This window comes from Mesobacillus sp. S13 (assembly GCF_020422885.1).
Taxonomy (GTDB): Bacteria; Bacillota; Bacilli; order Bacillales; family Cytobacillaceae; genus Mesobacillus; species Mesobacillus selenatarsenatis_A.
Genome location: NZ_CP084622.1, coordinates 4,741,242 through 4,753,982 on the forward strand (window position 1 = coordinate 4,741,242; position 12,741 = coordinate 4,753,982).

Below are 12,741 nucleotides of genomic sequence, written 5' to 3' on the forward strand. Positions count from 1 at the left end.
TTGATGTAATGGAGTGAATATAAAGATGAACACCAAAAAGGCTTTGCCTATTTTATTTTTAGTCATGTTTCTCGTGATGGTCGGCTTTGGAATTATCATTCCAGTCATTCCTTTTTATGCAGAAGAAATCGGGGCAACGCCAACTCAACTAGGCCTGTTGATGGCGGTCTATTCCTTGATGCAGTTCCTTTTCGCACCAATGTGGGGCCGAATTTCCGACAGGATTGGCAGAAAGCCTGTCATTATGATCGGTATTCTCGGGCTGTCCCTTTCCTTTTTCCTCATGGCCCTTTCCACTGAGCTTTGGATGCTGTTTGCAGCAAGGATCATTGGCGGATTTTTGTCCTCAGCTAATATGCCGACCGTCATGGCCTATGTCGCGGATATCACATCTGAGGAAGATCGTGGTAAAGGTATGGGGATTATTGGTGCGGCAGTCGGACTTGGGTTTATTTTCGGTCCTGCGATTGGCGGCGTCTTTTCACAATCCAGCCTGAGCACACCTTTTTTCCTTGCAGGAGCGACATCACTGATTACCTTCCTATTCGTTACTTTTGTATTGAAAGAGTCGCTTTCACCTGAACAGCGCAACAATCAGGAAAAGGAAAGAACGTCTTTATTGAAGGCTCTGAATGGACCGCTTTCCATGCTATTCCTCCTTCAGTTGTTCGTCTCACTTTCTCTTGCAGGACTAGAGGCAACCTTTGCTTATTTTGCTGCTGAAAAAGCAGGGCTCGGCTCCGTCGAATTAGGATACATTTTCATGATCATGGGATTGGCAGGAGCCATCGTACAGGGAGGACTAGTCGGCAGGCTGACAAAGACGCTTGGCGAGGGTACAGTCATCCAGCTGGGTATTGTCATTTCAGCAGCAGGCTTTGGATTGATCCTCCTGACTGAAGGGTTTGGGACCGCCGCATTGTTCCTGACGATCTTTGGAATTGGAAATGGGCTGATACGGCCAAGTGTCTCTTCATTACTGACAAAAAAATCGACGACTGGGCATGGCGGCACGACTGGATTGCTTTCATCCTTTGATTCCCTTGGCAGAATTATCGGACCGCCATTAGGCGGATGGCTGTTCTCGATTGCCATTGGAATGCCTTATATTTCCGGGATCGTGTTATCAATTATTGCCTTGGTTTTATACCAATTCTATCAGGCACGATCAAAAACTTCTCATTCATTGGACCAATAAAAACAAGAAGGAGGATGGCTTATTTCGCCATCCTCCTTCTTAATTCGCTAATGGGAGTTTTATTTCAACTAAGGTCCCATTGTTTAACTTACTATGATAGGAAATCGTCCCATTGTGCTGTTTAATGATTTTATGGCAAATCATTAAGCCGAGACCCGTTCCTTTCTCCTTCAATGTGTAAAATGGCTCTCCTAGGCGAGGAAGTAATTCTTCTGGAATTCCGCACCCTTCATCTTGAATAGAAATGATACATTCACCATCTATCCCTTTTTTCAGTTTTATATCGATATTTCCACCCTTAGGCATGGCCTCCATGGCATTTTTAAAAACATTCAGGAACAACTGCTTGATCTGGTTTTTCTCACATACTATGAAGAAATCTGTACCCAGATAACTTCGGCTGAATTGGATATTTTTCATATTGGCTTGCGGGGATAAGAATTCGACCGTATGATCCATCAAATCACATAAGTTAGCCCTGTTAAGCTGAATAGCCTGAGGTTTCCCTAAAGAAAGCATTTCACTTGTTATTGTTTCGATCCTTTCTAGTTCGCTTAGTAGCAACTCATGTATTTCATTTGATTCATTTTCTTTTCCATAGAGCTGTACAAACCCCTTTATTGTAGTGAGCGGATTCCGTATTTCATGGGCTACCCCTGCTGCCAGTTCCCCTACAATCGATAGCTTTTCCGATTGCAAAAGAATCTCTTCCGCTTTTTTTCGCTCAGAAATATCCCTGCTTATGATCACAATATGTTCAATCAATTGATCATCACTTAATACCGGCATGCAGCGGGACTCAAATTCTATCCATTTTCCAGTTAGATGCTGAAAACGAAACTCAACTGGTTTTGATTCTTTACTTTTGGCGATTTCGGAAATTGTTTCCCTAAAATAGACGACGTCATCAGGATGAATTAACTTACATAAATCTATTTTCTCTAGCTCCAGAACACTATATCCTAACACCACTTCATGTGAGGGAGAAAGATAACTTACGGCATGTTCTTTATCCATTACCATGATGAGGTCAGATGTATTCTCAGCTATGAGACGATATTTAGATTCGCTTTCGTCCAGGGTCTGCTCCATCCTCTTACGTTCTTTAATAATTCTGTATAACTTTTCATATGACTCGATCATGATTCCACCCAGGAACACACCGATTGAAATAAACAATAAGTATTGAAGGTGAAAAACTGGATTATCTCTAATCACGTTTAAAACGATCGGTACAGTAATAATATATGTAACTACGTAGGAACCCAGCAAGATCAAATACCTCTTGACTGGCTGAAAATGCACAGTGAATTTTTGTATAACGACCAATACGGTCATGACTACTAACCAGCCAATTATGGCTGGAAACCAGTTATCAGATACCATTAATCTTGATAGCAATGCGATGCTGCCGGTAATCATGCCTGCACCTGGTCCCAGATACGCGAAGACTAAAATGATTACCGCATACCGGATATCATATGTGTAACCTTGATCCTGAAACGATAAGCTGACAAGTACAGAAGAAACACCGCCTGCATACAGACCCGTCCAGATCCACAAATGCTTAAGTGGTTTTAGATTAAGATAAGAGCGAATGATTAAAGGAGTACTGACCATTAATGAAAACATTGAGAGGTTAATTAAGTAATCTAGTAAGATCAATTGGCTCCCACCTATATATACTGAATTTAATAATTATCATAAACCAGAGGACGTACCTTTTCTATAGATTTTTTTACTATCAACCATGATTATTTTTAAAACTTTTTCAATAATTAAAATTTTTCTTAAAGTATTTCGATTATCGTAGTAATATAGAGAATAAAGGGGGAGATTCATTTGACTAAAACAATTGAAAAGCGACCTGTCCGCTTTGAGGTCCCTGAGGATTTGACTTGGAACTTGGATGACCTATTCCTGTCGGATTCGGACTGGGAGGCTGCACTTGAAGAAATTGAAGCTGACGTCAAAGAGTTTGCGGGCTTTAAAGGAAACTTACATACTAGTGCAAAATCACTGCTTGAATGTCTTACTGCTCAAGAAGAATTGACGAAGAAACTGGTTAAAGTCCGCACATATGCTAGCTTGAAGCAATCCGCGGATGGCACAGATCCTGTGAATCAGGCAAACTCCGCAAAGGTTGCAGCTATCGGCACACAGGCATTGTCTGCTCTATCTTTTATCTCATCTGAAATACTGGAGTTTGAAGATGGGAAAGTAGAAGAGTTCCTACAGGAAGATTCGGGTCTGGAACCATTCAGAAAGAACTTAGTTGAGCTATTAGAAATGAAGAAGCACAAGCTATCGCCCGAAACAGAAGAGGTACTCGCTGCGCTTGGAGAGGTCCATGCAGCTCCTTATAACATCTACGGTATGGCTAAACTTGCCGACATGCAGTTCACATCCATTCAGGATGAAGAAGAAAATGAGCTGCCTGTTTCTTTTGCACTGTTTGAGAGCCGTTATGAATTTTCACCAGACACATATGTCCGCAGGAAAGCGTATGATTCCTTTGTCTCTACACTTCAACAATATAAAAATACAATCGCTGCTGCCTATGCAACTGAAGTGAAAAAACAGGTAACCCTCGCCAAACTGAGGAACTATGAGTCTGTTACCGATATGCTATTGGAACCGCAGCAGGTAACAAAGGAAATGTACAATAATCAGATCGATATCATTTACAAGGAACTGGCACCACATATGCGCCGCTTCGCCCAGTTAAAGAAGAAGGTTCTGGGTCTTGATAAGATGAAGTTCTGTGACTTGAAGGCTCCTTTTGATCCCGATTTCGATCCAGCCATCACCTACGAAGAAGCACGCGACCTAATCACAGAGTCCTTGCAGGTCATGGGTCCTGACTATACGGCTATGATTGAAAAAGGCTTTGATGAAAGATGGGTAGACCTTGCTGATAATGTTGGAAAATCAACAGGTGCATTCTGTTCAAGCCCTTATGGTTCACATCCATATATCCTGATCACATGGGCAGACAATATGCGCGGCTGCTTTACGCTTGCCCATGAGTTCGGTCATGCGGGACATTTTTACCTGGCGAATCAAAACCAGCGCATCATGAACGTCCGTCCGTCCATGTATTTCATTGAAGCCCCATCGACCATGAATGAAATGCTTCTTGCACAGCATCTTCTTGATAAAAACAAAGACGATGCCCAGATGAGCCGCTGGGTCATTCTGCAGCTTCTGGGAACGTATTATCATAACTTTGTCACACACCTGCTTGAAGCAGAGTATCAGCGCCGCGTATACGACCATGCTGAAGCCGGCAAAGCCCTGACTGCAAAGACCCTTACAGAAATCAAAACGGATGTCCTTGAAGGCTTCTGGGGCGGTACAGTAGAAATCGATGAAGGAGCCGGCTTGACCTGGATGCGCCAGCCTCATTATTACATGGGCTTATATCCATACACCTACTCTGCAGGCTTGACCGCATCGACTGCCGTATCACAGCTGATCAAGGAAGAAGGCCAGCCTGCCGTGGACCGCTGGCTTGAGGTGCTCCGTGCGGGCGGCACTATGAAGCCGCTGGAATTGCTGAAACATGCGGGATTGGATATGTCGACACCGGAACCTGTCCGAAAAGCTGTTGCTTATGTTGGTTCATTGATTGACGAACTGGAGAAATCCTATCAATAAAAGCAGAAGAACCCATGGGTAAGCGCCCATGGGTTCTTCTTATTTATTCATTTTAGCAAGGAAGTCCCCAAGAAGGTCGTCTAATTCCTCTTCCTTCTCTTCACTTTCCTCTTCCGATGTTTCCGTTTGCTTAATCGATTCCCACACAAATGAATCAAGGTCATCATCCATTGGGTCGTTCTCAGCTGTTGAAGCTGTTTCTTCTATTACCGGTGAGTCCTCTGTTACAGTTGCTGACGGAAGATCCATCTCTTCTTCCTGAAGGTATAAGGCCTCGTCTATTTCAGTTGACTTGCTGTTCAATGATGCAAGCAGTGCGGTGGCCCGTATTGGGTCTGTCAGCAGATGATACACGATATTGCCCAGCAAAGCCTCTGAATGCTCATGCTTGATCCAATCCCGTTGCGATTTGCTGAGATTGCGCGGAAGAGGGATAGTGATACTTTCTCGTTCCCTGGAATATGAATTCCCCACACCCTGCAAGACATAATCTGCAATCTTGCTAGAGAAGTTTCTTCTCTCAGTTTCTTTTAATTTTTGGAGCTGCCTTAAGATATGGTCTGGTGTATCAGACGGGATACGGAACGAAAGTGCTTGTCCTCTTTTTATCTCATTTGGGTTGGCTTTTTTCATGGGATCACCTTACTTTAGCTTTTAACAGGTTCAGAAGCGGCTTTGCTGCTCTTCTCAGATTTCTTCACATAATCCATGATGAGCTTATAGTAAGCATTGGCCATCATCCAGATGCTTTCTTTTTCATCCTCGAAAAATTCGATGTTATAGCCATCAAGATTATTGTTCAATGTCTTAATATACTCTTTCAGGACTGTCGCACCGCCGCCGACAAAGTAGCAGATTTCCGTTTGTGAGTTCTTGGCCCAAACATTTCGGAGCAAACGGTATTGCTTCTTAGCCAGTTCTAGAAGGATACGGTCCGTGATATCATGGACGCTTGTACGGCTGCCCTTAACCATGATGTGGTTGCGATCATTCTTGCGTGTGATGATTTCTACAACATCTGTGCGGCTGTCCAGTTCAACGCCATGCTTGCTGCGGATTTCTTCTCTGATTTGTTCAAGCGCCTCAGAAACTCCAAGGTTGAAGCCCTGTGCCTTGTCATCATCGACATTGCGGTTTTTAATGACAGCAATATCAGTAGATAAACCGCCGATATCCTGGATCAGGATTCTTCTATCAATTAAATCCTTATTGATGATTTTAAGGCTGTTATCCATTACTAGATTGATATAAGCAGCGAAGCCTTCTGGATATACCTTCACTTCATCAAATTTGATATTAACTTTCAGGCCCTGATACTTCGGAGTAACAAGGAATTCTACCTGGTGAACGGATCCAACCAGTTTTGAACGATAGCCTGCGTCTTTTCCTTCCTTCACTTCACGAAGCGGAAGTCCAGTTCCGAGTGTGTAGTTCGCATCGATGACATTCTTGCTTTTTGGGAAAAGCTTTGCATTCTCTTCTTTCACAGCATCCAAAGCAAGAGTCGCGAAAAGCATGATCAATGTCTGATCTTCCTCTGATTTGCTGCTTCCAGGATCTAATTCTGTCGCATTATCGCTTTTAGTCGCCAGATTGCCGACACGATAAATAGCATTATTATCCTTAAGGGCAGGGGAGTGGACACGGATATGAATTCCATCAAGAGGATCCTTCGTATCAAGCTCCTCAATACCGATGACAGGACGGTCTTCTGTATCCCTTGCTACGATGTTAGGGATATTGAGCTCATTATCGAACTCTCCAAAAATCGCTTTAATAGAATCGTTACCAACATCAACAGCTGCAATTCTAGATTTCGTCATTTTCATCATTCCTTTTCAATAATCTGATGTAAATCTAAGTAATTATGTATACTCACTTACTATTTTAAAGGTAAAGGTAAATAATAGATACTGCAAGCAGTACGGACAAAAAGAAATATAAATGTAAACATGTAAACGCGATGTAAACAGAAGGTCATTGTATACATAATTGTACACAATGAATACAAACTTGTATACATATTGATTTAACAGCATGTATACGTATTCGTATACTTGTAAACACATTTGTACACACGATGTTTACATTCTGTATACATGTTTACTTTTCTGTATACAACCGCTTAATGGGCGAATTTTTCTATTAATTTCCATAATTTATTCTCCAACTCCCTACCCTCTCTTTTTATTGGTAGATTTTATGCAAATACAGAAAGGGAAAATCGGTGCCCATAAAAAGGTGAAGAGGCAATAGATAAAAATTCAACTGAGGTTTCTGTGTAAAATCCATGTTCCTATCAAACAGATTATAAAACGATTCTGAAATTTGCGGTTGCAGTGCAAGACTAGGATAAAAAAAGAATAAGTATCTCAGAAGCAGATTAAAGGATCTAGTAGAACTCAGGTCAGTGATGTATAAGAACTGGCACCCCCCCTCCCCTCTCGGTAATAGGCAGGAAAATCAAAGTAGGATACCGTCGAAGGATGACGACAGAGGAAGAAGATTGCAGATAAAAAAGAAAAGCCAGGTCAATGCCTGGCTTAAGGAAGCTAGATTTTTTTAACAAATTCAGATTTAAGCTTCATCGCTCCAAATCCTTCTAGTTTACACTCAATATCATGGTCACCATCAATTAAACGGATATTTTTAGCCTTAGTGCCAATTTTAATTACAGATGAAGTACCTTTCACTTTAAGGTCTTTGATGACAGAAACGGTATCACCATCGCTCAGAATATTTCCGTTCGAATCTTTAATTACCTTCCTATCATCTACACTCTCAGCCGCGGGATCCCACTCATGGGCGCATTCTGGGCAAATGAGCAGCGGTCCATCCTCATATGTATATTCTGAACTGCATTTTGGACAATTTGGCAAATTAGACATCGTTTAAGCCTCCGCATTCCTTGTTAATAAGCTTTATTATAGCCAAGTTACAGCCACATTCCTATCGTATTAGCAAAATACGACTGTTAGTCATCAAAAAGTCTGTAAAATCATATAGAATATGTCTTTACTGAGTACCACATAGATTAGAAGACTACTGAATACCAAAAAGCCCCGATAGGACGATCAATCATCCATCAGGGCTTTTCATTAGTTTTCTACAATGTCCTTACGATTTTTCTTGAATATTCTTGATAGAACTTCATATACAATCGGTACGATAATCAGAGTTAATAATGTGGAGCTAATCAAGCCACCAATTACCGTGATCGCAAGGCCTTTGGAGATCAGTCCGCCTCCTCCTGAGCCGATTGCTAATGGAATCAAGGCACCAACCGTAGCAATAGCGGTCATAAGGATTGGACGTAAACGTGTAGCTCCTGCCTCAAGGACCGCTTCACGCATTGTCAGCCCATCTCTTTCCATATGAATGATTCGGTCTACAAGCACAATGGCGTTCGTTACGACGATACCAATCAGCATCAACAGACCCATCATGACTGAGACAGAAATCGTTTCACCTGCGATCAGCAATCCAACAAATGAACCAATGACTGCGAATGGAAGCGAGAATAGGATCGCAAATGGTGCCACACCTTCACGGAAGGTAACGACCAGGATAAAGTAGACGATCGCAATCGCAGCAAGCATTGCAGCTCCAAGCTGGGTGAATGTTTCGGTCATATCTGCCTGGACACCTGCCACGCCAACTTCCACACCTTTAGGCAAATCTAGTTCATCAATTGCTTTTTCAGCATCAGCAGCAGCCTTTGAAATATCCTTGCTTACGACCGTTCCTGATACTGAAGCATAGTACTGGCCTTTGCTGCGGGCCAATGTATTCAACGTAGTACCTTCTTCAACTGTTACCAATTCTGACAGCGGCAAGGTCGTTCCAAGCGCTGTTGGTACTTCTGTGGCAAGGATGTCAACGATTGATTCTGGCTGTTCAGCTTGCTCCTGCTGGACAATGACATCCAGTGATTCTCCATCTTTTTCAACAGTCGTCAAGATTTCTTTCGATTTGTTCGGATTGAGCATCATGACAATCTGTCCTGCTGTCAGACCATATTGCAGCAATTCATCCTGCTCAACCTTGAAGGTATATTCTACATAGGCATCTTCTGCACTGGAAGTTACGTCTTTCAAGCCATTAACAGTCTGCATTTCCTCTTCTACCATCTTGACAGTCTTGTTTAACTTACCTAAATCTTCACTGTACAAGGTATAGCTGATTTCATTCTCAGGCATCGACATTCCGCCGAAATTCTGGCTCTTCCATTCACCGCTGTGGCCAATATTGAAGACATATTCCTCTAGTTCATCCCTTACTTCTGAGAAGTTCTCCATATCTGGGTCAAAGATCAGGTACATTAATGCTCCGCCTGCTCCTCCGCCCATCATGGCCGTCATCTGATCTGCCTCTTCGTTGATCGATACCTGTACGATATCGATGTCATCGCGCTTCAGCATTTCTTCTTCTACTTCTGCAACATTTTCAATTGTTTCATCCTTAAGCTCACCTGCTTTAGGTGTGTAAGTCAGATACATTACTTTATCTTCTTCACTGCCCATGAAGCTGAAACCGATGATTGGTGTCAGGGCAAGGCTTCCAGCAAGAAGAACAATAGCAATGAGCGATGTGATAATCTTATGGTTAAGTGACTTATTTAATACGCCTTTATACCAATGCGCCATTTTTCCAACTTCCTTATGGCTGCTTTCCGTCTTCTCCCCATATAACTTCTTCCTGAATAAAAAGTGGGATAACGCTGGTACAATGGTAATCGCTACAATCAGTGAAGCGCCCAGTGCAAAGGTCATCGTCAAGGCAAATGGCGCGAATAATTCCCCTACCATGCCTCCTACGAAAATCAATGGTGCGAATACCGCAACTGTCACAAGCGTCGAAGATAGGATTGGCTTGAACATTTCAATCGTTGCTTCACGCACAAGTGCCCGGCCTGTTAATCTCTCTTCTTTTAAATGCAGGCGTCGATATATATTTTCCACGACGACGATCGAGTCATCGATTACACGGCCAATCGCTACAGTAATTGCGCCCAGCGTCATGATATTGAGTGTGATATCCATCCAGTTCAATAGCAGCAACGCCATAAATATCGAAACTGGAATCGAGATAATTGATATAATCGTAGATTTGAAGTCACGCAGGAAAAGAAGGATGACAAGGATCGCAATCAATCCGCCAAATAAAGCTTTTTCAATCATCGTAAAGACAGATTCTTCAATTGGCTCTCCCTGGTCAAGTGACACATCAATGACTAAACCATCTATTTTGGACTTCTCTTCCTTGATTAAATCTTTCACTGCATTCACTACATCAACAGTATTCGCTTGCTGTTCCTTGACAATCTGCAGGGCAATCGCATCTTCACCATTCGTGCGGGAAATGGATTGAACTTTACCAACCAGCTCAACCTCAGCCACTTCGCTTAGTTTTACAAAAGGTGATGGATTGGCTGCAGAAGGAGTGACCGGAATCAGCATGTTTTTCAATTCATCTGTAGTCGTGAACTTGCCATCGACAGCAACGGCCTGTTCCCCTTCTTTAAACTCAAAAAGGCCTAATGAAACGCCAAGGTTGCTGGTCTGGATCATTTCCTTCACTTTGGCTTCTGTTAAGCCAAACTGAGCCAGTTTCGCCTCGTCATACGTAAGATTAACTTCTTCGATATGCTGTCCTGTCATTGTCACAGAAGCAACACCATCGATTTTATCGATTTTTGGAAGGATAATTTCCTCAACAGTTGATGTCAGCTCGACAATATCCTCTGTAGTGCTGCTGACACTCAATGCAGCCACTGGCATCATGTTCATACTGATTGCCGTGATTGTCGGCTCCTGAGCCCCTTCAGGCAGCGTCACCATATCCAATGCCGTTTGTAAGGCCCGTTTGGCTTCATCCATATCGATACCATACTCATACTCGACCTGGATACTCGACATATTGGAGTAGGAATTCGAATAGACATATTTAACGTCTTCCAGCCCCTCCACTGCTTTTTCAATCGGGATCGACACATCCTCCATTACTTTTTCAGGAGTCGCACCAGGATAAACATCCATAACCATCAAGTAAGGAATGGATATATTAGGAATGGTCTCCATGTTCATCCGCGTACCAGAATAGATTCCAGATACCGTGATGATAATCGTAAGCAGCCATACGGCCAGTTTATTTCCAAGCACAAAATTGACTAAATTTTTCACTGCTGCACCTACCTCAAATTAACTTTATTGACGATAATAATGTTACTGACTGACCGGTCATTTGTCAATTGTAGATGTTCAGAAGTTACTATAAAGAGCATAAAAAAATCCGCCTCATCAAGAAGCGGATTTTCAAAAATTTATAAGATAGAGTATAGACTTTCACACTAAGTTTAGTGTCTAGCTCCAGCGCCTAGCCCCTCGAGTCGCTTCAGTCCGCCCAATAAAGTCAAAAATCGACTTCACTGGTCGGCCCTCCAGCGCTTGTCGGGGCTGAGCAGGGCGCTTACGCATTTCTTATTCATCATCTATTTCGCCATCACCGATCTCATCCTCTTCCTCGACATCTTCCAACTGTTCTCCTTCTTCAGGCGGTGCGTCATTGCCGCAGCCTGTTACAGTGAACATGGAAATCGCCAATAAAAACATGAATAAAAGCTTTTTCATTTTCATTCCTCCTTTGAAAAAAGTTTTTCCAAGGTTTTAAATTTCTATGTAATCTTGATGCCTCTCTGAAAAAAACTCAGCTTACAAATTAAGTTCTTTTATTTGTAATAAATTTCAACATAAAACGAACAATAAAAACAAAGGAGTGACTCGCCGAATGAGTGGAACAAACGTAGATCTCACCTCAACGGAAATATCGAATATATGGTCTTCCTACTTGAAAAGCAGCATGGAGTTGCGATTCTTTCAATATTTCCAGGCAACTGTTGAGGATCCAGAGGTTAAAACTATAGTAGAAAAATTGGTGGATTTTTCTGAACAAAGCCTTGAAGATCTAAAGGCTATTTTTATAAAAGAGAACCTGACAATCCCATTGGGATTTACTGAAAAGGATGTCAGACTGGATGCAGATAAGGTATTTTCAGACACCTTCATCCTATATATTTGCCATGATATAACGATGCTGTCATTAAGTACATACCCAAGCGCATTTCCCGACTGCACCAGGAAGGATGTTAGAAACCTTTTTCAGAAGGCGATAGAATTCACGGTACAAATGCAAAATGAAATCACAGATCTAATGCTATCCCAGGGAATCTTTCTGAAATCCCCTCAGGTAGCGTTTGATCATACCGTTGATCTGGTTGATGAAATGAAGTATCTTAATGGCCTATTCGGCGGCTCAAGACCGGTTAATGCAGCGGAAATTGCTAACATTTCAAGGGTCATCCACCGTGCACGCTTTTCAAAAATGATCCTTGTCACTTTCAGTAAACTAGCTACTCATCAAGATGTGAAGAAGCATTTCAGCAAAGGAAGAGATGCTCTCGAAAAAGTCCTGGAGACACTTGGCGATGTCTTGGAAAAAGAAAACATCCCCTATTCAGCTTCCGGGGATTATAATATTTTTGAAGTTAGAAATTCACCTTTTTCCGATAAACTGATGCTATTTTTCGTGAACACATGCCTCGGAATGTTCTGCTTCGTCATGATCAACCAGGCACTGACCTCCAGTTTGAGGACGGATATCGTCACCAAATTCACGATTATCTCCAACCAAATGAAGATGTTTTACGGAAAAGGCCTGCTCCTGACCATCACTGAAAAATGGCTTGAACAGCCTCCTCAAGTGTTGGACCGAAAAATATAGAAAATAAGCAGGTTCAATTTGAACTGCTCCCCATCAAGTAGGCAGTGGAAATAATAAATACAATCTAAGCGGCTTTAGCCCCTGTATTCCAAAGGGTTAAGGTC

9 protein-coding genes are annotated in these 12,741 nt (G+C 42.3%); 3 read left to right on the top strand and 6 right to left on the bottom strand.

Annotation, left to right across the window (positions count from 1 at the left end):
• The first annotated feature begins 25 nt into the window (after positions 1-25).
• Positions 26-1,198 carry an MFS transporter gene (locus tag LGO15_RS23815; protein ID WP_226086278.1) on the top strand — a complete coding sequence of 391 codons (1,173 nt, stop codon included), beginning with the start codon at positions 26-28 and terminating at the stop codon, positions 1,196-1,198.
• Between the two features lie 39 nt (positions 1,199-1,237).
• Here the strand turns inward: LGO15_RS23815 and LGO15_RS23820 are convergent, their stop codons facing one another.
• Entirely contained in the window at positions 1,238-2,863 is a 1,626-nt protein-coding gene (locus LGO15_RS23820; RefSeq protein ID WP_226086279.1) for an ATP-binding protein, read from the bottom strand.
• Between the two features lie 177 nt (positions 2,864-3,040).
• Here LGO15_RS23820 and pepF point away from each other — a divergent pair, with 177 nt between their 5' ends.
• Positions 3,041-4,858 (top strand): oligoendopeptidase F, encoded by a 1,818-nt coding sequence (gene pepF / locus LGO15_RS23825; RefSeq protein ID WP_226086280.1) that lies wholly within the window; start codon positions 3,041-3,043, stop codon positions 4,856-4,858.
• 39 nt (positions 4,859-4,897) lie between these two features.
• Here the strand turns inward: pepF and LGO15_RS23830 are convergent, their stop codons facing one another.
• The 5 genes from LGO15_RS23830 to LGO15_RS23850 form a co-directional block, all read right to left on the bottom strand.
• Positions 4,898-5,491, bottom strand: coding sequence for a hypothetical protein (locus tag LGO15_RS23830; protein WP_226086281.1), 594 nt, complete (start codon positions 5,489-5,491; stop codon positions 4,898-4,900).
• Positions 5,492-5,505: 14 nt separating this feature from the next.
• The gene (locus LGO15_RS23835; protein ID WP_167830997.1) at positions 5,506-6,681 is read right to left on the bottom strand and encodes a ParM/StbA family protein; all 1,176 of its coding nucleotides are present in this window, start codon (positions 6,679-6,681) and stop codon (positions 5,506-5,508) included.
• 729 nt (positions 6,682-7,410) lie between these two features.
• Entirely contained in the window at positions 7,411-7,746 is a 336-nt protein-coding gene (locus LGO15_RS23840; protein ID WP_167830996.1) for a zinc ribbon domain-containing protein YjdM, read from the bottom strand.
• Positions 7,747-7,956: 210 nt separating this feature from the next.
• On the bottom strand, positions 7,957-11,040 hold the full coding sequence (locus LGO15_RS23845) for an efflux RND transporter permease subunit (protein ID WP_226086282.1): 3,084 nt from the start codon (positions 11,038-11,040) through the stop codon (positions 7,957-7,959).
• A gap of 297 nt (positions 11,041-11,337) precedes the next feature.
• On the bottom strand, positions 11,338-11,487 hold the full coding sequence (locus tag LGO15_RS23850) for a lipoprotein (RefSeq protein WP_023613442.1): 150 nt from the start codon (positions 11,485-11,487) through the stop codon (positions 11,338-11,340).
• 157 nt (positions 11,488-11,644) lie between these two features.
• Here LGO15_RS23850 and LGO15_RS23855 point away from each other — a divergent pair, with 157 nt between their 5' ends.
• Positions 11,645-12,637, top strand: a complete 993-nt coding sequence (locus tag LGO15_RS23855) for a DUF3231 family protein (RefSeq protein ID WP_226086283.1) — start codon at positions 11,645-11,647, stop codon at positions 12,635-12,637.
• Positions 12,638-12,741 lie beyond the last annotated feature (104 nt).

What these genes read in the sequence shown, in the direction of transcription:
- LGO15_RS23815 (WP_226086278.1), top strand. Translation starts at nt 26, where the DNA reads ATGAACACCAAAAAGGCTTTGCCTATTTTATTTTTAGTCATGTTTCTC.
- LGO15_RS23830 (WP_226086281.1), bottom strand. Translation starts at nt 5,491, where the DNA reads ATGAAAAAAGCCAACCCAAATGAGATAAAAAGAGGACAAGCACTTTCG.
- LGO15_RS23835 (WP_167830997.1), bottom strand. Translation starts at nt 6,681, where the DNA reads ATGACGAAATCTAGAATTGCAGCTGTTGATGTTGGTAACGATTCTATT.
- LGO15_RS23840 (WP_167830996.1), bottom strand. Translation starts at nt 7,746, where the DNA reads ATGTCTAATTTGCCAAATTGTCCAAAATGCAGTTCAGAATATACATAT.
- LGO15_RS23850 (WP_023613442.1), bottom strand. Translation starts at nt 11,487, where the DNA reads ATGAAAAAGCTTTTATTCATGTTTTTATTGGCGATTTCCATGTTCACT.
- LGO15_RS23855 (WP_226086283.1), top strand. Translation starts at nt 11,645, where the DNA reads ATGAGTGGAACAAACGTAGATCTCACCTCAACGGAAATATCGAATATA.